Source organism: Crocosphaera sp. Alani8, from assembly GCF_038442745.1.
Lineage (GTDB): Bacteria > Cyanobacteriota > Cyanobacteriia > Cyanobacteriales > Microcystaceae > Crocosphaera.
Map to the genome: position 1 here is coordinate 1 of NZ_JARVCN010000457.1, position 20,869 is coordinate 20,869.

Genomic DNA, 20,869 nt, shown 5'->3' on the forward strand with positions numbered 1-20,869 from the left:
ATTCTCAAACACTTTGGCTCAAACTATACAATTAATTTTGCTTAGGTACTTATGGGGTAAATAGGTATTTTTTGGGTTTTGTTTCTTAACCCAACCGACAAAAGCGATCTCACTTTTTGATCAAGATTTTTACATTTTGATTTAACAGTCCAAGGCCTTTGTATAGACTGGAATAGTATGGTTATCTTCTACACTGCCTTTTTGAGCCGTGAAATAAATAGGTTGGCCAATATGCTCCCAACTCTGTTCCTCAGCGAGCTTGTCTCCTATAACTTTTGAAAAAAACGAGCCAGTTTTTGGAAACAATACGGAGAGAAGAGTCACAGACAATGGCAAATTTATTACTCGATCTTCGCTATTTGCAATTCTATAGCACTCGATTTCGGAAAACTGCCGTGCAAATTCAGAATCTCCAACTCTTGGACTGGCAAAGCTATATAGAATTGGAGGTTTAGACAATCCCAATTGATGAATATGAAGTGTTGAAATAGTAGCCAAAGCTCCTCCTAAACTATGTCCAGCGACAAAGATTTGACTATCCTTAGAAACCTTGTTTCTGATAGTTTCTTCAACGACATCCTTAATTGAAGGTAAGTCATCATTAGGATCAAAGTTTACTAATCCACCCTTATCTTCGCGAGTATATATGCTATGAAACCCTTTGTGAACTTCTCCAAGAGATGAATTCCCAAGAAAGTGGACTTGCACTGCTCGAGCATTTTGAACCCATTCTGATGGCTGAACAGTTCCCCTAAAAATCACAAAGATATCAGAGTTCTTTCTTAGGATAAAGCCAAATGGAACGCGCTCCCTTTTGCCGAAGAAGTATCCTGCAAAGCCAAATCGAGTAAGGAGTTCATAGGAATTAACAGGTGTTTTAGTGTCATCATCCCAATTCCAGGATTGATCTTTTTCAGATCGATCAAACTCTTTGTATGCAACATCTACTAAATTCAGAAGCTCGCAAGCACGAGCAAAATCAAATTTTGAACCTTCTGGTTTACTAACAGTATGAAATCTAGACATTTGTATTATTTATGGCTATTTCTGGTGTTTTGCAAAAGTGTATGAACTTTTTTTGAATATCATACCGGATGTTTATTCTTCTTTCAATTGCTCTTCAACTTCTTCGGGAGAAAGGCTCTGAATTTCGGCTAATACCTCACTTATCGCCGCTAAATCTTCGCTTTCATCTTGATTTTGTTCAATAATTTCTGCAATACCGGCAATGGTTGGGGCTTCATACAACAAACTACCCATAGATAACTCTACTTGAAATGTCTCTTTCAGTCGAGAAAGTGCCTGAATAGCTAAGAGAGAATGCCCTCCCAGGTCAAAAAAGCTATCATTAACCCCAATAGGTTCAACACCGAGAATTTCTTGCCAAATATTAGCGATCGCTTCTTCAATATCGTTCCGTGGGGCAACATATTCATTGGCTAAGTTTGGTCTTTCGTGTTGAGCAAGGTTTTGATTAACTTCTGTACCCGTTTCTGCTGTAGTTTTAGGGGATAATTTAACCTCAGTGCTTCCCTTCAGTCGTGCTTCAAGATCCCCTTTAGAAACAATGATTTGTGAGGATAAACCAGAGGCTAAAACACGCTCTATCACTGCACTAACTTCTTCGGGAGTCAAAGCAAAAGGTACTAAACGACTGCCTAAACCCATAGCTTTCTGTTTATCTTCTTCCGATAAATAAGCATCCCAGTTAATACTAATCCAAGGGGTTTCACTAATTTGATTTTGCTGGTGTACAAAAGCATCTAGAAAACGGTTGGCTGCACTATACGCACCCAAACCTAAACCCCCTAACACAGCCGATAAGGATGATTGTACTAAAACGAAATCTAGCTTTTTATCCTGCAAACTGGCTGCTAAGGGATAAAGTCCTTTGGCTTTGGTTTGAAAATTATACTCACTCTGCGATCGCTCTAATAATTGAATGGGAGCGGCGGATAAGGGGCTACTCATGGGGGTTGCGTAGAATACTCCATGAACCTCTTCAACTTGCCTCATAACCTCGTTTAAGTCGCTTTCAGGGCTAAAAATTAAACAGTTTGCCCCTTGTGCTTCTAATTCCTGAATCTGAAGAATTTCTTGGGCAACCGATTCTTTTGTTTCATTTTGTTCCAGAAAGTTGACCCATTCTTCTTTGTGTGGTAAGTATTTATGAGGAACTAATAAAAGGGTTGTGTTTTCTATCTTTGCAACCTGTTGAGCAAATATTCTTCCTAAACTGTTGGTCAAGTCTCCTAAAATAAGGTACTTACCGCCGTTTAAGAGTTTAATTTTTGATTTTTGCGTTTCTTTTAAAGATATAGGTTTAAAAGTTTGATGCCAACGATAAATACTCCGATAAGCGACAATTAGCTCTTTTTGAGGAGCAAGAAATTCTGCTAACAAGCGATCGCCGATCTCCTGACTCCTACCTCTTTCAACATCAATATTACGACAGCGAATTTGAGGATATTCTTGGTTGATAACCTGACATAACCCTAAAATGGGCATTTTTTCGGCTATTAAGGTTTCTTGTCCCATCACATCATGCAAACCATTGGTGACGATAAAAATTTCTGGGGAAGAAGAAATAAATGTTTGTCCTAACCACAATAAACTATAAAAACCTTGCTCTTGATATGCTGTAAATTCTTGTTTTTCTAGTTCAATATTCCATAAATGAACAATGAAATCTGGCATTAACTGTCTTAATTCTAAATCCTCTGCTAAAGCTTGATAATCTTCTTTTTGCTTGAGATTAATGGTAAAATAACGATAGTCTGTTTCTGCAAACTCCTCCCCTGGAGTGACTGTTAACACCTCTTGTCCTGCTTTGGTTAAACTATCAGCAATATTGGCTCCAATACCCTGTGAATCGAGAAAAATCAACCAAAAAGATCGCTTTTTATCCATAGAGTCCCAATCAATGTCCAAAGGAGCTAAATCTCGCTCCCAGGAAGGAATATAAAACCAATCTTCTAGCTCTTCATGAAGTGCGATCGCATCTTCTTGGGTTTTGTTGAACTGAGCATCAATCCAGTAGCGTTTGCGTTCAAAGGGATAGGTAGGTAATGGGATGCGATAAGGGGTTTCATCCCCGTAAAACCCAGTCCAGTTTATGGTTACTCCTGCTTGCCAAAGTCGTCCTAAACTATGCAAAATAAAGGCAATATCGGACTTTTCTTCTTTGGGATGACGTAAAGAAGTTAAAATCACCTGTTCGCTGTTCAAACCTAAGTTTTGTTGTGTCAAGGTAGTTAAGGTTTTACCCGGTCCAACTTCTAGGAAAATGCGTTGCGGTTCCTTGGATAATTCTAAAATACCATCAGCAAAACGGACAGTTTCCCGAAGATGGGTAGACCAATAATGGGGATCGGTAGCTTCTTTTTCTGTGATCCAACTGCCTGAAATATTAGAAATAAAAGGTATTTTAGGAGTATTTAGGGAAATACTGGTAATTTCTGCTTCAAATTCTTTTAAAATAGGTTCCATCATTGCTGAATGGAAAGCATGAGAAGTATGAAGGGGACGACAAGCAATATTTTTAGTTTCGAGATCCTTTTGTAGTTGAGCGATCGCTGTTTCTGTTCCTGATACTACACACAACTGGGGTGCATTTACCGCAGCTAAACTTATATTTGAACTCAAATATGTTTTTATTTCTGCTTCTCCTAAAGCAACGGATAACATGGCTCCAGCTTCGCAGTTTTGCATTAATTTACCGCGAATGGCGACTATTCTTAAGGCATCTTCTAAGGAAAACACACCTGCCAAAGTTGCCGCTACATATTCCCCAATACTATGACCAAGCATAACATCAGGTTCAATGCCCCAACTGATCCACAGTTGAGCTAAAGCGTACTCAATGACGAATAATGCAGGTTGAGCATAAATTGTGGATTGTAAATTATAAGAATTTTCTCCTGTTCCCTTTTCAGCAAAAATAATTTCCCGTAAGTCGCATCCTACAGTTGATTGAAGCAAGTCACAACAACGATCTACCTCTTGTTTAAAAATGGTTTCAGTTTCGTATAATTCTTTGCCCATTCCTAAATATTGGCTACCTTGGCCTGAAAATAGAAAAGTTATGGGACGATAAGAAGAACTTGTACAAGAATGAGTTAAAAAAGAAGATTCTAGCTTTTTTATGGCATCTTCATTATCCTGACAAACAACAAAACCACGATAGTCAAAATCTCTTCTTCCTACCTGTAAAGTGTAAGCCACATCAGCTAAGTTAACCTCTGGATGTTCCTTTAAATGGTTAACTAAATTTTTTCTTGCTGTTTCTAAAGCTGTCGCTGTTTTAGCTGACAACAATAATATCTGATTGCTGATTGCCGATTGCTGATTGCTAATTCCTGATTGCTGATTGCTGGTTGCTAATTCCTGATTGCCGATTGCTGATTGCTGATTGCTAATCCCTTCTTCCAAAACAAGATGAACATTAGTCCCTCCAATACCAAAGGAACTGACTCCGGCACGTCTAGGTGTACCATTACTTTCCCATTCTGATAAAGAGTCATTCACATAAAAAGGACTACTGGCAAAATCAATCTGAGGGTTTGGCTGTTTAAAATACAAATTGGGGGGAATTTGCTTATTTTTTAGGGATAATGTGGTTTTGATTAAACTAGCTATTCCTGCCGCCGTATCTAAATGTCCGATATTAGTTTTCACCGATCCCAAGGCACAAAAACCTGTTTTGTCGGTACCAACCCGAAACGCTTGGGTTAAGGCGGAAACCTCGATGGGATCACCTAATGGGGTTCCGGTACCGTGTGCTTCAACATAGGAAATGCTGTCGGGTTCAACTTCTGCTAAATGTTGTGCGTCTTTGATAACCTGCGCCTGACTATCGAGAGAAGGGGCGGTATAACTGACTTTTTGCGCCCCGTCGTTGTTAATAGCTGATCCTTTAATTACAGCTAAAATGTTATCTTTTTCTTCTAAAGCATCTTCTAAACGCTTCAAGACAACTAAACCTACCCCGTTACCACTCACTGTTCCTTTTGCTTCTGCATCAAAGGCTCGACAATGACCATCTGGGGAATAAATTCCTCCTTCTTGGTAAAGATAGCCTACCTGTTGGGAAATGGCTACCCCACCAGCTAAAGCCATGTCACATTCTCCACTCAGTAAGCTTTGACAGGCGAAATGGACAGCCACTAATGAGGTAGAACAAGCGGTTTGTACATTGACGCTTGGTCCATCGAGATTTAATTTATAGGATACTCTTGTTGTCAAAAAGTCCTTATCATTGGCAATAAATAATTGATAAGGATCTAAACTATTGTTATTTTGGGACTGACTATAAACGTTGAAAAGATAACCATTCATTCCTGCGCCGCCAAATACTGCGATCGCTCCTGGATATTTTTGGGAGTCATAGCCGGCATTTTCTAATGCTGTCCAAGCACATTCTAAGAATAAACGATGTTGAGGGTCTAATATTTCGGCTTCCCTGGCGTTAAAACCAAAAAATTCGGCATCAAATAAATCTACGTCTTCTAGCTTAGCTGCTGATTTAACATAATTCGGTTTTTTAAATAATACTTCACCAATACCCCGTTTTAGTAACTCTTCATCACTGTAAACGGTAATTGATTCTATTCCTTGAGATAAATTATCCCAAAAAGATTCTATGGTATTTGCTCCAGGAAAACGCCCTGCCATACCGATAATTGCAATTTCTAAACCATTTTTGAGTGAATCAGTCATTTTTTCTTGATAATCTTAGGATTTTTTATTTTTCTGACGACGTTGTTTTAAGCGTTCTTTCCCTGCTGTTAGGCGTTCATTTCTTGGCTGTGATGGTTCAAAAGCCGGTTTTTTTGACTTCTGGCGTTCAAAATAAGCGGCTAAATCACTAATTGTTGGATATTGGAACATCTCAACGAGAGAAATGTCCGATGAAAAGGCTTCTCTTACTTTACTGTGTACTCTTACCATCGATAAAGAGTGACCACCAAGATCAAAGAAGGGATCATTTATTCCTATTGTCTCAATTTTTAGAACTTCTTGCCAAATTTTAGCAATAGTTCTTTCTATTTCGCTACGAGGACTAACATAAGTTTCTGTTAACTGTTGTCTATCGTTGGGTTCTGGTAATGCTTTGCGGTTAATTTTTCCATTGGGGGTTAATGGTAATTTTTCTAACTCTACAAACCTTGATGGAATCATATAACTTGGTAATCTTTCTCCTATATATTCTTTTATTGATCTGGGATTAATATTGATCTCTTCCTGACACACTATATAAGCAATCAAACTTTCTTCTTTTACTATTACTACTGCTTCTTTTATTTGGGGATGGTTTAATAAAATTGTTTCTATTTCTCCTAGTTCTAATCTATATCCTCTCAGTTTTACTTGATAGTCTATTCTTCCTATATATTCTATTTCTCTGTCTTCTCCATATTTGACTAAGTCTCCTGTTTTATACAGTCTTTCTCCTGCTTTAAATGGATTTGCTATGAATCTTTCTGCTGTTAGTTCTGGTCTTTTTAGGTATCCTCTGGTAACTCCTTTTCCTCCGATGTATAGTTCTCCTGGTACTCCTATTGGTAGTTGGTTATAGTCTTTGTCTAATATGTACAATTGAGTGTTATTTATGGGTTTCCCTAGTCTTACTTTTTCTGTTTCTACTTCATAAACTGATGACCAAATGGTTGTTTCTGTTGGTCCGTATAAGTTAAAAACTTGTTTTGATTTTTCTTTTAATTGTTCTGCTAAATCTGGTGATAATGCTTCTCCTCCACAAAGGATGGTTAAGTCTTTTTTTCCTTCCCATCCTGATGCTAGTAATAGTTTCCAGGTTGCTGGAGTTGCTTGCATTACTGTTACTTTCTGGGTTAATAATTGTTGCGCTAATGTTACTCCTTCTACTGTTACATCCCGAGATACTAGGATTAGTTTTGCTCCTACTGTTAGGGGTAAATAGAGTTCTAAGGCTGCAATATCGAAGGATAGGGTTGTAACGGATAATAGGGTATCTTTATCTGTTAATCCTGGTTTTTCCTTCATGGAAAGTAGGAAGTTACTTAAGCAACTGTGGGGTACTTGAACTCCTTTGGGAATACCTGTTGAACCTGATGTATAAATGATATAAGCTAGGTTTTCTGGGTTGATTTCTAGCTCAAGATTTGTGTTTTTTTGTTGATTTATTTCTGCTTGTATTTTATCGATATCAATAAAGTATTTTACTGTGTTTGAGTTGTTGTTTTTTGATGCTGAACTGCCAATTAAATAATCAATTTCTGAGTCTTGAATTATAAAGTCAAGACGTTGCTGGGGATAATTGGAATCTAGGGATAAATAGGCTCCTCCTACTTTGATAATGGCGAGTAAGGCGATTACCATTTCTAGGGAGGATTCTAAACAAATACCGACTAAAGTTTCTGCTTTTATTCCTAATTTGTGTAAATAATGTGCTAGTTGGTTGGCTTTTTTATTTAGTTCTTGATAGGTTAATGATTCTTCTTCAAAAATGACAGCAGTGTTGTTAGGTATCTTCTCAACTTGTGCTTCAAATAGTTGATGAATACAAATATTACTGTTATTTTTTTCTTCTTCTCTTTTTCCTTCTATTAATAACTCTTTTTGTTCCTGATTGGTTAATAAAGAAATTTCCCATAACTGTTGCTCAGGATTTTCAGAAATACTGGTTAATAAAGTTTCTAAATGTTCCAAAAATCTATCAATACTAGATGAAGAAAAGCGATCGCTATCGTACAGAACTCTCAATGTTAACTGAGACCTAACTGTAACATAAAGGGTTAAAGGATAATTAGTTTGTTCTGTAGTTTGAATATTGTTAATTTCTAAACCTTGTAAAGACTTTTTTAGAGTTGGTTCAACAGGATAATTTTCAAAAATAACTAAATTTTCAAATAAAGGAAAATTTCCAGAAACATCGCTATGCTGCTGAATTTCTAATAAGGGAGTGTATTCATATTCCTGCTGTTCAATTTGCTTATTTTGTAATTGTTTTAACCAAGATAATAAAGACTGTTGGGGATTTATTTTAACTCGCACAGGTAAGGTATTAATAAATAAGCCGATCATCGATTCTGCATCACTCATTTTCGGCGGACGACCAGACACCGTTGCTCCAAAAACAATGTCTGATTCACCGCTATAGCAACTCAATACTAAAGATAACACTCCCTGTATTAAAGTATTTAAGGTAAGTTGTTTTTCCTTTGCCAATTTCTGTAAAGCTGATGTCAGTTCTCTTGACAAATGTTTCTGTTTCTCATTGTATTGAGGAGAAGCTTTCCGAAAGTTTGGTGTCGGTTTATCGATGCCTAAAGGAGTAGGAGAAATAAACCCTTTTAAAGTTTTTTTCCAATATTTTTCAGCGTTCGTTCTATCTTGTTTTTGTAACCATGAAATATAATCTCGATACGGGGTTGGTATTGGTAAATCAATCGTTTTCCCTAAAGAAAATACTTGATAATAAGCTAAAAATTCTTTAAAAATACAACCAACTGACCAACCATCTAATAACAAATGATGATGTGTCCAAATCACTTGATAATGATCTTTTTCTAGCTTGATTAGTGTTATCTTTATTAAAGGAGCATGGGACAAATTAAAACCTTGTTGCCGTTGCTCCTGTAATAATTCGGTTAAGTTCTCTGATTGTTGGTTAATAGAAAAGTTTGTCCAGTCTAGTTGTTCAACAGGTAGCTTTACTTTTCTTCCCACAACTTGAAGAGGTTTTTCTAAATTTTCCCAAACAAATGCGGTGCGAAAAATTGGGTGACGATCGCACAATTTTTGCCATGCTTCCTCGAAAGTTAACGAGTTTAATGCCCCTCTAATTTGATAGGTCATTTGGACGATATAAGCCCCAGATTCAGGTGCTAACAGGCTATGAAACAGCATTCCTTGCTGCATTGGTGATAGGAAGTAAATCGCTTCTACGGCTTTGGCATTCATGGCAGTTAGATGTCTGATATAGCAGTGAGGAAATTGATAGGGGAAGAACTACTTTGTTACATATTTTAACATTTTTACCTCACCTTATAGAATAATCAGTTCTTTGTTTAATTTATTGTTAACTGATGATTTGTGATAGTCTAGTTTTTGTCAAAGTCTTTTGCTTTGATTATTAAAGCATAATTAACTGTATAAATTATGAGAAAACTCTATTTTTTAGTACCAGGAACAGGAAAAAAGTTTGCTTGTGGAGGTCTTTTTGCTGAGTTAAAGACCTTTAATTTAGCTAAACAAGTCGTTGCTTGTGAAGTTGTTACCTATCGACAGAGAGAAAAAGAGCATTTATATTTAGATGATATTTTAAAAAACAGTAATTTAGATGACACTATTTTTGTTATTAGTTGGGGCTTTGATGTTCCTAAATTAGCAAAACAGTTACAAAATTACAATGTAGTTTATCATGCACATAGTGCTGGTTATGGATTTAAGTTACCTTCCAGTATTCCAATTATAACTGTTAGTCGTAACACTATGGGTTATTGGGGTCAAAAATCACCTAATTCTTTGATTTATTATCTACCTAATCAAATTTCTGACGAGTTCAATAACTTACATTTAACTCGAGATATCGATGTACTAGTGCAAGCAAGAAAGTCATCAGATTATTTATTAAAACAATTAATACCTACTTTACAAAGTCAATGTAATGTTACAGTTATTAATAGTTTTGTAGATGATTTATCTAAGCTTTTTAATCGTTCTAAAATTTATCTTTATGACTCCGCTGAATACTGGGCCCAACAGAGAGTTAGTGAAGGTTTCGGACTACAACCGATGGAAGCTTTAGCCTGCGGTTGTCGAGTATTTTCTAGTATTAATGGGGGGCTTTCTGATTACTTAGATCCAGGTTTTAATTGTTATAAAATTGCTGGTTATTCGACAGAATATGATTTTAAACGTATTTTACAGGTAATTAATTCATCCCGAGAGTTTAACTTGTCTCCTCATATTCTGGCAGAATATAGAGGTGAGAACATTATAAAAAGACTAGAAATAATTTTAGAAGAAATTAACTTCTTTTTTGATCAAAAGGAAGAGATAGTCGGTGACATTAATGATTTAACTAGAATGAAAATGACTAAATTATTTTTTAGAAAGGTAAGAAAGAAACTCTTTAAAAAATAAATACTTATTTACTTCACAAGAGTGTAACCTATAGAATGGTTTTTAAAATTTTCCATCCTTTTATAAAATTACCTTGCATTAAAGTAGCAATTCCTTGCAAAGCTTTGAACTCTTCTATATTAGGTTCCATTTCTAAGGCAGGTTGTAATGCTTTTTCTGCAGCTTTAGGTTGCCAGTTGTATAGATAAACAAAAGCCAGATAAGCATGATGATAAGGGTTATTTGGAGAGATTTCAATTAGTCGTTTTAAAGTTGCGATTGCTTCTTGAGCATCTTCTTGTAATACTTCAGATAAAACTAACCCGTAAGTCCAGTTTAATTGATGGTTTTGGGAATAATAATCATGTTTTAAGCGATATTTTAATGCTATTTCCGTTTGTTTAAGGTAGTCTTGAGTGGGATCGTATTGGTTGAAACGCCCTACTTTTTTGAAGATAGGATCTAAACCTGGTATTCCTTGGGACAAGTTAACAGAAATTTCTCTTAATTGAGTGTTCAAATCTAACTCAGGAGCAGTAATTCTCTTAAGATTGTTATTGATGGTTAAGCCAATATCAGGAACAGCTATAGGATAGGTTTCATTGGTATTCCTATTTATATAAATTGCTTTTAAAGTATAGTCACCATTAGGCGTATTGTCTCCAGGAAGCATTGCCAGAGTTTCGGTTACTTTGAATCCTTGTTTGTTATCTGAATTTTCCCATAACATCCCTTTTCCAATTCCATGATCGTGTATCCAACTAACTGAGGTTTTACTTGATCCTTTCGGATACCATGACAGTAATACTAACCCTTCTTGTAAATCTAACCAATTACCTGACCATTTATAAGTAATAGGAATTGGAAAATTAGGAGAAGCTTCTTGGGGTAAAATAATCTCCTCTAAACGAATTTTATCGGTAGCTTTAGTGGTAGGACTAATTTGAACTACTGATTGTTTACGATGATACAACTTGACTAAACTTTCATCGGGCATTCCCCAAGTATTAACTAAATTAAATTTTGGGTTATTATCCAGAGTTTCAGCAAACTTTAATTGATTTTCTCTAGCAAAACCATTGTCTCCTGTTTTCCTTAAAAACCAGTCAAAAGAATTACTATCTTGTTCAAGATATCTTTCTTTATTGCCCAATTCTCTACCGTAAACCTGAAAATTATCTAGCTGACCATAATAATTGATAGTATTGTGATTAATAGAATCTGTATTAGCAATTACCCCTAAATTAATGATTTGATAAGGAGTTATTTCCTTAGCAGTCTTAATAATATCTTGAACAGGTATTACTTCATCTAAATGCGGACGAAAAGAAACACCTGGGCTTAAAAATAAAGATAACTGCTCTGTTTTAGGTATGGGAAATAAGTTGGTTATCATTACTAATATAGCTACTATTATCGTCACCCATCTAACTGATTTCCACTTTCCTCTCCATTGAATTAAGCCATAGCTTAAAAATATTCCTAAAATAGGTAAGTAAGGCATTACATAGCGTGTATCTTTATTGAAAATTGCTGAACAAATTAAATAAGAACCACCAAAATAAAGTCCCAACCATTTAAGACTGTCAATAAGTTTCCTATTATCAATTTTATTTTTATCTTTAGGAAACCGACCTAATAAGTTTAATAATATTCCCACCAAAGGAACTAATAATAAGACCCATCCAATCGCTTTGGGTAAATCTTGCCAGTAGTAAGTCCAAGCTGCTAGAGTATTCAGTGGAGGATCTCCTTCAAAAGTTGCAGGAATAGCGTTAGAATTTTGTACGGTACTAAACAAATAAATCCAGTTAGTTCGGTACCAAGAAAACCATAACAAACTGGAAACAATAAAACTGAACCATAATTGTAAAACTCTCTCCCATTTTTTTCCCCACAAATAAGTAATACCCAGGAAGAATAAAGGTACAAAAAGGAAAAACATTACACTTTGCTTAGTTAGTAAAGCTAACCCCCAACATAAACCAAAAATCATAGTCCACAACCACTGCTTTCGTCTATTTGGCTCAATTTTCCAAAGAGTTAGACAACAGAAACAAGCAACAGTTAAAGTCATTAAGGGTGTATCGATCAAAAACTGTAAACGGGTTTGGTATAAACGGGGAAACAGCAGAGATAAACCTGCGCTCCACAACCCCACCTCGGTACTAAATAAAACTTTTCCGATTACATAAATTGAAACAATTAAGATTCCGTTGTATAATAAATTCGATAATAAAGCCTGATCATTTCCAACACCAAATACCTTTTGAAAAAACGCACCAAAAATATAAGTTAAAGGAGGATACTTTGTCGATATCATCCAGAAATTACGCCACCACTCCCCATCAAAAACTTCAGGATGATTTAGAGTATATAAATATTGTAGAGACTTAGTTAAATGATTACTTTGATCCCAAGCAGGAATAGAATGATCTAAAATTAACCACAGGCGATCGCATAAATTACTTCCTAACCATATCAATCCTAAAGTTATCCATGTAGAGATTGTAGTAAAAGATAATCTTTTATATAGCATAGGGTAAAGTTATGATTAGAGCTTCTATTTGTATTTTACTTGATTATAGACGAAAACTTGTATGCAATTGTTCTTTGAACCCTACTTAGATTATCCATTTTTGGAAAATAATGTTCATTTATTTAGTTCGACAATCCTGGTAAAGTTAATAGTGTTGATCAATTTTTTACTATGAGATTGTTTAGACTATATGAAAGAACCAAAAATTATGCTCTAATAACTTTATTAACTAGCCAAATTTATCAGGAAATTTAATGCTAAGACTTGAAAAAATCAGTAAAATTTACCCTAACGCAGAAGTATTGAAAGACGTAACTTGGGAAGTTAACCCAGGAGAACGCATTGGTTTAGTAGGGGCCAATGGTGCCGGAAAATCTACTCAATTAAAAATTATTAAAGGAGAAATTGAACCAACATCAGGGGACGTTATTCGTCCTACCAGTCTTAAGATTGGTTATTTGACCCAAGAGTTTGAAGTAGAACCTAGTCGTACCGTTAATCAAGAGTTTTGGACTGTATTTTCTGAAGCCAATTCAGTGCAAGATGAACTGGCTCAGGTAACGCAAGAAATGGAAACAGCTACTCCAGAATATTTAGATGAATTAATCCATAAATTAGATAATTTACAAAGAAAATTTGAAGCTTTGGATGGTTATACTTTAGAAGCTGCGATCGCAAAAATATTACCAGAAATGGGCTTTGAATTAGAAGATAGTGAACGTTTAGTCAGCGACTTTAGTTGTGGCTGGCAGATGCGTATGAGTTTAGGAAAAATTCTCCTTCAAGATCCAGATTTATTATTATTAGACGAACCGACAAATCATTTAGACTATGCAACTGTTGATTGGTTAGAAGGTTATCTTAAAGAGTTAAATATACCTATAGTAATTGTCTCCCACGAGCGGGAATTTTTGAACAAAATTTGCACTAAGATTGTGGAAACTGAACGAGGAGTTTCGACAACTTATATTGGCAACTATTCTGACTATATTCAACAGAAAAATTTGAGCCGAGAAATCCAAGAGAATACCTACCAAAGACAACAAAAAGAAATCTCAAAACAACAGGAATTTATTGATCGGTTCCGTGCTAGTGCTACTCGAAGTACCCAAGCAAAGAGCAGAGAAAAACAATTAGATTCTATGGAAAGAGTAGAAGCCCCTATTGCTCAATTAAAGACCGTAACTTTTGAGTTTCCTCCTGCTCCTAAAAGTGGAAAAGATGTGGTTATTATTAAAGATTTAGTCCATACCTATGACGAGCAAATTCTTTTCTTGGGGGCTAATTTAACCGTAGAAAGAGGGGATCGCATTGCTTTTTTTGGTCCTAATGGAGCAGGAAAATCTACTTTACTCCGTTTCATCATGGGAATAGAAGAACCGAGCGAAGGACTGGTTACATTGGGTAAACATAACATCATTCCAGGATATTTTGAACAAAACCAAGCAGAAGCTTTAGACCTAACTAAAACTGTGATGAATACTATCCATGATGAAGTACCTAGCTGGAAGAATGTTGAAGTAAGAAGTCTTCTGGGACGGTTCTTATTTAGTGGTGATACCGTATTTAAAAAGGTTGAGGGATTAAGTGGTGGAGAAAAAGCTCGTCTCGCTTTAGTCAAAATGCTGTTGCAACCAGCTAATTTACTGGTTTTAGACGAACCAACTAATCACTTAGATATTCCAGCGAAAGAAATGCTAGAACAAGCTCTTTCTAAATACGATGGAACGGTTTTGTTGGTGTCCCACGATCGCTATTTTATTGCACAAGTAGCCAATAAAATTGTTGAACTTAATAATGGTGAATTAGTTGTTTATCCAGGGAACTACTATTATTATCTAGAAAAAAAAGAAGAAGAAAAGTTAAAAGCTCAGCAAGCAAAAATTCAAGCCGAAAAAGATAAAAAAGTAGCTGCAAAACGAGCCAAACAAAAGGAAAAGCAAAAAGCAAAAAAGAAAAAGTAAACAATTATTATGGATTGGTTTTCAGGGACTGATTCACTACCCATCATACCCAAGAAATACCAATCTTTAAAAATTGTCTAGTTTTACATTATGATATTAGGTTAGGTTAATCTCGAAATACTTTAACCAGAAATACAGGATTTAGAGGGGATAAACGAGTTAAACTAGCAACAGAGATAGATCGGGACATATTAATATTTAATAGTTGATAATTCCAACAGTTCTCGCTAACCCAATTTAAGGTAATCGCTAAGTTATCTAAGGTTGCTAAAGTAATAATAATTACACCATTGTTGGCTATTTTATCCCGGCAAACATCTAAAATGTCAATTAAATTTCCTCCACTTCCTCCAATAAAAATTCTGTTAGGATTAGGTAGTTTGCTTAATTTATTTGGTGCCTCTGCTTGAATGGATGTTATGTTATTGGTTTGAAATCTCTGACAATTTTTGTTAATTAAATTAATGCCTATTGCTGTTTTTTCGATAGCAAAAATATGGGAATTAGGGCATAACCGTGCAATTTCAATAGAAATAGATCCCGTTCCTGCACCGATGTCCCAGATGTTTTCTTGTGATTTTAGACTTAACTCTCCTAAAATAATCATCCTAATTTCTTTCTTTGTCATTAGTCCAGGACGATCTTTAAAACTCAAAAAATAACGGTCTTCAATACCAAAAATAGGTAAATTTTTAAGCTCATTTTGACTTAAATCAATATTATTATCACGCAGTAGAATAACAATATTAAGGGCAGAAAATCGATCACTTTCGATATCAGCTAAAACTTGAGGAGTAAAGCAGTTAATTTTTTCATCGGTACCTCCTAAATTTTCACATACCCAAATATCATAATTAATGGTAGTTTTTAGACTTAAAAAAAGTTTAGCGATCGCTTGAGGATTATTTGTAGAATCTGTCAGGACAGCAATTTTTTCTAAACCTTGTTGTAAACTCGAAATTAACTCGTCTAAATTGCGACCATGACCACTGATTATTTTAGCATCTTGCCAGGGAATTTTTACACGACTAAATGCTATTTGAATAGAGCTGAGGTGAGGATAAAACGCTAACTCTTCTATATTAAACTGCTCCAATAATAATCTTCCCAAACCAAAAAATAAGGGATCTCCACTTACCAAAATAACAATAGAGTGATAATGAAATTTAATTTTTTTAAGAGTTTGAATATCTTGCCAAAAATTACTAATAATAATTTTATCTTGGGAATACTCAGGAAAATAACTCAAATGTCGTTTACTTCCCATTAACAAGTCAGCTTGACTAACAACTTCCTGAACCTGTTTGGTCAAACTTTCTCTTCCATTTAAGCCAATTCCCACAACCCTAATCATAAGTTTATAAAAGCAACATTAAAAAGGGTAAAGCATTGGTGGATTAAAAAAAGATTCAAACATCACTTTCAAAAGCCAAAATCAGTAAAGCATTAATAATTGCCGCCGCTACAGGAGAACCTCCTTTTCGTCCTTCCACACGAATTTGAGGTACATCTATTTCCCGTAATACCCTTTTTGATTCTAATACAGAAATAAAGCCCACAGGAACGCCAATTATTAAGCAAGGTTTAAGCTTTTTTTCTTCAATTTGTTGACAAAGAGCAAGTAATGCAGTGGGAGCATTCCCAATAACATAAATTCCTTGAGGATACTCTTTATAACATTGTAATAGACCTGTCTCGGTCCGCGTTTTCCCAGGAAGAGCATCAGGAGCTTTTTCTATAGCTGTAATAATAGGGTTTTTAAAGGTTTTAGAAACTAAGTTGACTATGCCTTGTTTCACCATTGTGACATCTGTAATAATGGGAATGTTATTCCTCAAAGAATTAATGCCGTTATCAATGGCTGTAGGACTAAATTTAAGTAGGTTAATAAATTCAAAATCTGCTGTTGAATGAATAATACGGCGAACTATCTGGTACTCTAATGTACTAAAATTGTGTTGACCAACCTCTTGATCAATAATATTGAAACTTTTTTTAACAATAGGATGGTCCAAGGAAAATTTATTTTGCATTAAATCTCTATATATAATTAACTATAGCTAAACTCAAAATTAATTTCAGTTATAATTATATCTGATATCGTCTATGATTGTAATTAGTAATCAATCCTTATGGTTCAGTTTTTATATCTCTTTTATCTTAATTTTACAATCTATTAACTATTAAGTAATATAAAAAAACAATGAAACGACTTTATTTGTTCCTATTACCTTTTCTAATCTTACTATTGACAGGTTCTAATGCCCCTATCTTACATTATTTTGACATAAAAAAATTTTCTGGAAATATACATTTAACTTTAAAACACGGAGTTTGGAAATTATGGGAAGAAAAACCTGTTTATCAAGACATAGTTTTAGATTTAGTATGTCATCAAGGTAAATGTGAACCGGAAGTCTGGGGATACGCTAAAAAATTCAATCAAGATGTTGACCATCGAGGAATCCTAAAAGAAAATAATTTAGAAAAATTGAGCTTTCAGCAGATTAACACTACACAATCTCGTCAATCATGGAACCTTACAATTACCATGAACATTCAATCTCATCCTTGGAACGCAGAAATCTTACCGGCTGTTTATGAAGTTAGTTTAGTTCCTCATGAAAATAAAATTATAGGTAGTTATCAAGGAAAATACAATAAAAGGTTTTTGCAGGGTAGTGTTAGTGGAAAAATAACAAAGCAGTGGCCAATTTCTGTTAATAATTATGAACCTTTATCTCCTCAAGAACATCCTCGTTTAGTTTTTCGCAAACACGAATTACCCTCATTGAAAGAAGCTATAAAAACTCCAGAAGGACAAGCAATTATTAAACAACTAGAAAAAACTTTAGAACAACCAATTCATTATCAAGGATATGTACCAACTGGTGGGTATCACGCATCTGGGTACTGTTTTTTAGCTTTAGTTAATGACAATAAATATCTGGCTGATAAAGGATGGCAAATAGTAGAAAAATCCCTAAAAAATCCTGGAAAAAGATTATTAGAACACTCTCCTATTGTAGCAGGTGTTGCTCTGGCTTATGATTTCTGTTACCCCCTTTGGGATCAAAATAAAGTCACTAAGGTTACCAATTGGTTAGTGGCACAAACAGAACAATTGGTAAAAGGAGATTCTCCTGGTAATGGTTGGAATAGTAATGCCGCTAGTAACTGGAATGCAAGAGCTAGAGGAGCAGCCGGATTAGCAGCTTTAGCTATTCTAAATGAACCCAATATATCTAATGATGAAATTTATCACCATATGAGAACGGCAGAACGTAATATTAAACGATACTTAACCACTGCAATCGGCGATTACGGTTTTGGAACTGAGGGAGATCATTACACTACTGAACCCTTAATTTTAACCATATTTCCTTTTTTACAAGCTTACAGAAATGTAATGGGAAAAGATTTAGTTAAAGGTTCTCATGTACAACAAATATTACCCCACTACATAATGCGGATTATCTCTAATAATGGTGAATTAAATCTCAATAGTTATGGAAGACATCGTTACTATGCAGGTTCTGCTCTTTTTTCTACTAGTTTGGGAACTCTCCCTAAAGATTTTTTACCAGCAATTATTCCAATTTTTGAAAAACATCTAGGACTTGAAGGGGATCAAAGTTTTGGAATTAAAATGCCTTATCATGCTCCTTTTATTTTAGCTTTTTATAATCAAAAAAATAATTACAATTATCAAAATCCTGTGGAACTATTTAATCATAATTTCGTTGATAGGAGGAAAGGTTTTTACAACTTCAGAAATCAATGGAAAAATGAAGCTGATTTTGTGACAAATATTTATTTAAAGAAAGAGTTACTCGGAGGAACTTGGCATTATCCTGATGTGGGCAGTTTTCGTATCTCTGGGTTAGGAGAAACTTGGGCAAAAGCTGGCCAGTCTTTTAATAAATGGCAAGAAGAAAATGTTGTCATCTTACCGAAAACTTCTCCTTGGAAGACCTCTAAACCTATCTTTTTTGTCTCAAATCCTGATGGTTCTGGAATTGTCTCTCTACAAACTAATAGAAACCAGCTTAAAAAAGGTAATTCGTCAGTGGGTATTGCTGGTTTGCGTTCTTTTGCTGTGGATTATAGTAAATCATCTGGAGTTCCTGGTTTGTTCGTTTTGGTTGACCGTTTTATTGGCAACAACGAAGTTGAAGAATTTAAAGAAAAAGTTTGGATCATGCACACCGCAGGGAATGTAACGGTTAAAGATAATACTTTTATTATTGAAGGTGAAAATAAATCAACTATGAAAGGGACATTTATTGTTCCAGAATCAGTTAAAATTACCACAGAAATAACTGAAGAAAACACTAAGATTGTTGCAACAGGAGGACAAGAATTTTTTGTAGTTATGACAGTACAAAGAAAATCTCCACCTGTATTAGAAATTATAGGGTCGGGAATGAAAGCTAAGGTTAAAATAGGGTCTCAAAGAATATCTTTCGATCAAGATAGAATTAGATTGTCTACCATCAACCCCTAGTCATTTCTCTATACTTAGATAATTGATTAAATTGATCACTAAAAATATCAATTTCCATGCTGTCATCATCTTTAACTGATAACGATCGTTTTACTTGCCCTATGTATAAAGGTAAACTCTGACCAATTTCAGGATGAACCATTGTTCTAGCACGAATGGTCAGTTTATTATCCACTCCCGCCGTTCTACCATAAGAAAAATAGTCATTAGCCGCCTGTTCCAAAGTGGCTTTTAATTGTGTTTCTGTAACTGAAGGCTTTACTATAATCACAACCTGATTACCTCCGTTATCATAAACGCGGGTAAAACGTATAGCTCCAGGAATTTCTGTCCGTTCAAACAAACCTAACCCTAACCCGAACAAACCTACGGTTAAAACTACCATAAAGCTAGTAATTCCAACTAACCTAAAACGAATTCCCCACTGAAAAATAAACCCAACAATAGTTAACAATAGAAAGAAAAATGTTGCAACAGTAGCCCACTGTGTGTATGTTGAGAAACCTAGAGATGTTAATATTTCCATCCACAAAAACTAATTAATGATACTTTCTAATCTTAGCTTAGATGAGAGCTTATTTATTATTAATGGTGAGAAAAATTTCCCACAGGCCAATCCTGTCGAGGGGGAAATGATTGTTTGGAATGTAGTACGCTTGAACCTGAAGCCTGTGGTTTTCCTAAACGTAATGCCATGCCAAACCCGACACCAGCAGAAGTTGCGATAGCATTGGTGATTAGCATAAATTCTAAAATAAATAACCAAGGACGAGAATTTGAAACCTTCATAAACCCCTCAACAACAGATACATGGTCGAGTTATTTTTTCAACCAATTACCGATGGAGTCTAGCAAAAGACGACTAACTTGCCAAGTGATTGAGATAGTCATCAAGAATATAATCACTATTATCAATCGTAATCATAAGAATAATAAATATAAAATTTCTAACTTAAATATTTATTTGATATGAAACTTTAGTTTCCGTGAAAAGGTCTATTTTACTAGGCTTGTTGCGTTTTCAAAAGATGATTTAAAATCTAAAGAAAATAGGATAAGTCTTAAAGTGTATTTCTCGATACTAGGCAATGAGAAAAAACTAGGTTAGCCTATTCAGTGATGAGTTTATCTTATGACTTTGCTTAGATTACATTAAATTGTTCCTTATATTGTCAAGATTGAAATCTTAAAAAAGTATTAAGGTTTTATAATAAGAAGTGTTATCAGGAGGAAAATACGTGTTTACTCGATTAGCTCAACAACATCGTGACTTTGTCAGGGACTTAGTTATGAATTTGCAAGCGTTAGCAGTTGTCCTAGAAAATCGCGGTTACTTAGCTTCTTGCTATACCTGTGGTGGAGAAATGAATAGTGCTTCTTTTATGGTTAGCTTAGGGAAAGATCATCTAATTCGATTTCTCGTATCTGACTATGGGATTACTTGGACAGAAATGAGAGATGATCGCGAATTAATGAAGTTAGAAGGAGCCGAGGCCATAAGCCAATTACAGGAACTAGCAAACTTAATCAAATATCAAAACTGTAATGAAACTTCTACCGTAATCAATGAACTCCCTCGTCAAAAAATGCAAAACATGGTCTAACCACTCAAAATATCTCAACCTATATCTGAACTTCCCCTTTGACAAAACCCCATAACGTATGCTGTATAAGGGATACACCGAATGAGCGAGGGATCTTTACTGGGTACAAATAGAAGAAATACTTAACATTTCTATTGCTTTTTGTTGT

At 35.0% G+C, this 20,869-nt stretch carries 12 protein-coding genes; 4 read left to right on the plus strand and 8 right to left on the minus strand.

Annotated elements, in window-relative coordinates; translation table 11 throughout:
• Positions 1-141: 141 nt before the first annotated feature.
• From P9B04_RS22365 to P9B04_RS22375, 3 genes are all read right to left on the minus strand, one after another.
• Positions 142-1,026 (minus strand): lipase family protein, encoded by an 885-nt coding sequence (locus tag P9B04_RS22365; protein WP_342057169.1) that lies wholly within the window; start codon positions 1,024-1,026, stop codon positions 142-144.
• 72 nt (positions 1,027-1,098) lie between these two features.
• A complete protein-coding gene (locus P9B04_RS22370) occupies positions 1,099-5,718 on the minus strand; it encodes a type I polyketide synthase (RefSeq protein WP_342057170.1) in 4,620 nt (1,539 codons plus the stop codon).
• A 15-nt stretch (positions 5,719-5,733) separates the two neighbouring features.
• On the minus strand, positions 5,734-8,943 hold the full coding sequence (locus tag P9B04_RS22375; RefSeq protein ID WP_342057171.1) for an amino acid adenylation domain-containing protein: 3,210 nt from the start codon (positions 8,941-8,943) through the stop codon (positions 5,734-5,736).
• A gap of 198 nt (positions 8,944-9,141) precedes the next feature.
• Here P9B04_RS22375 and P9B04_RS22380 point away from each other — a divergent pair, with 198 nt between their 5' ends.
• Complete coding sequence (locus P9B04_RS22380) at positions 9,142-10,128, plus strand: glycosyltransferase (RefSeq protein WP_342057172.1); 987 nt, start codon at positions 9,142-9,144, stop codon at positions 10,126-10,128.
• Between the two features lie 28 nt (positions 10,129-10,156).
• Here the strand turns inward: P9B04_RS22380 and P9B04_RS22385 are convergent, their stop codons facing one another.
• Positions 10,157-12,646 (minus strand): phospholipid carrier-dependent glycosyltransferase, encoded by a 2,490-nt coding sequence (locus P9B04_RS22385; protein WP_342057173.1) that lies wholly within the window; start codon positions 12,644-12,646, stop codon positions 10,157-10,159.
• A gap of 254 nt (positions 12,647-12,900) precedes the next feature.
• Between P9B04_RS22385 and P9B04_RS22390 the strand changes: the two genes are divergently transcribed.
• Complete coding sequence (locus tag P9B04_RS22390; RefSeq protein ID WP_342057174.1) at positions 12,901-14,610, plus strand: ABC-F family ATP-binding cassette domain-containing protein; 1,710 nt, start codon at positions 12,901-12,903, stop codon at positions 14,608-14,610.
• Between the two features lie 106 nt (positions 14,611-14,716).
• On the opposite strand, the gene cbiE is transcribed toward P9B04_RS22390, so the two are convergent.
• Together cbiE and P9B04_RS22400 are read right to left on the minus strand one after the other, a co-directional pair.
• Positions 14,717-15,964 (minus strand): precorrin-6y C5,15-methyltransferase (decarboxylating) subunit CbiE, encoded by a 1,248-nt coding sequence (gene cbiE / locus P9B04_RS22395; RefSeq protein ID WP_342057175.1) that lies wholly within the window; start codon positions 15,962-15,964, stop codon positions 14,717-14,719.
• A gap of 55 nt (positions 15,965-16,019) precedes the next feature.
• The gene (locus P9B04_RS22400) at positions 16,020-16,643 is read right to left on the minus strand and encodes a cobalt-precorrin-8X methylmutase (RefSeq protein ID WP_342057176.1); all 624 of its coding nucleotides are present in this window, start codon (positions 16,641-16,643) and stop codon (positions 16,020-16,022) included.
• Positions 16,644-16,813: 170 nt separating this feature from the next.
• Here P9B04_RS22400 and P9B04_RS22405 point away from each other — a divergent pair, with 170 nt between their 5' ends.
• A complete protein-coding gene (locus tag P9B04_RS22405) occupies positions 16,814-19,117 on the plus strand; it encodes a hypothetical protein (protein WP_342057177.1) in 2,304 nt (767 codons plus the stop codon).
• On the opposite strand, the gene P9B04_RS22410 is transcribed toward P9B04_RS22405, so the two are convergent.
• Positions 19,107-19,643, minus strand: coding sequence for a Ycf51 family protein (locus P9B04_RS22410; protein WP_342057178.1), 537 nt, complete (start codon positions 19,641-19,643; stop codon positions 19,107-19,109). The two genes, P9B04_RS22405 and P9B04_RS22410, sit on opposite strands and share 11 nt — an antisense overlap.
• Before the next feature lie 59 nt (positions 19,644-19,702).
• A complete protein-coding gene (locus P9B04_RS22415) occupies positions 19,703-19,906 on the minus strand; it encodes a hypothetical protein (protein ID WP_342057179.1) in 204 nt (67 codons plus the stop codon).
• 449 nt (positions 19,907-20,355) lie between these two features.
• Here P9B04_RS22415 and P9B04_RS22420 point away from each other — a divergent pair, with 449 nt between their 5' ends.
• On the plus strand, positions 20,356-20,721 hold the full coding sequence (locus P9B04_RS22420) for a DUF1815 family protein (protein ID WP_342057180.1): 366 nt from the start codon (positions 20,356-20,358) through the stop codon (positions 20,719-20,721).
• Positions 20,722-20,869 lie beyond the last annotated feature (148 nt).

What these genes read in the sequence shown, in the direction of transcription:
- P9B04_RS22400 (WP_342057176.1), bottom strand. Translation starts at nt 16,643, where the DNA reads ATGCAAAATAAATTTTCCTTGGACCATCCTATTGTTAAAAAAAGTTTC.
- P9B04_RS22380 (WP_342057172.1), top strand. Translation starts at nt 9,142, where the DNA reads ATGAGAAAACTCTATTTTTTAGTACCAGGAACAGGAAAAAAGTTTGCT.
- P9B04_RS22375 (WP_342057171.1), bottom strand. Translation starts at nt 8,943, where the DNA reads ATGAATGCCAAAGCCGTAGAAGCGATTTACTTCCTATCACCAATGCAG.
- P9B04_RS22405 (WP_342057177.1), top strand. Translation starts at nt 16,814, where the DNA reads ATGAAACGACTTTATTTGTTCCTATTACCTTTTCTAATCTTACTATTG.
- P9B04_RS22370 (WP_342057170.1), bottom strand. Translation starts at nt 5,718, where the DNA reads ATGACTGATTCACTCAAAAATGGTTTAGAAATTGCAATTATCGGTATG.
- P9B04_RS22415 (WP_342057179.1), bottom strand. Translation starts at nt 19,906, where the DNA reads ATGAAGGTTTCAAATTCTCGTCCTTGGTTATTTATTTTAGAATTTATG.
- P9B04_RS22410 (WP_342057178.1), bottom strand. Translation starts at nt 19,643, where the DNA reads ATGGAAATATTAACATCTCTAGGTTTCTCAACATACACACAGTGGGCT.
- P9B04_RS22390 (WP_342057174.1), top strand. Translation starts at nt 12,901, where the DNA reads ATGCTAAGACTTGAAAAAATCAGTAAAATTTACCCTAACGCAGAAGTA.
- cbiE (WP_342057175.1), bottom strand. Translation starts at nt 15,964, where the DNA reads ATGATTAGGGTTGTGGGAATTGGCTTAAATGGAAGAGAAAGTTTGACC.
- P9B04_RS22385 (WP_342057173.1), bottom strand. Translation starts at nt 12,646, where the DNA reads ATGCTATATAAAAGATTATCTTTTACTACAATCTCTACATGGATAACT.
- P9B04_RS22365 (WP_342057169.1), bottom strand. Translation starts at nt 1,026, where the DNA reads ATGTCTAGATTTCATACTGTTAGTAAACCAGAAGGTTCAAAATTTGAT.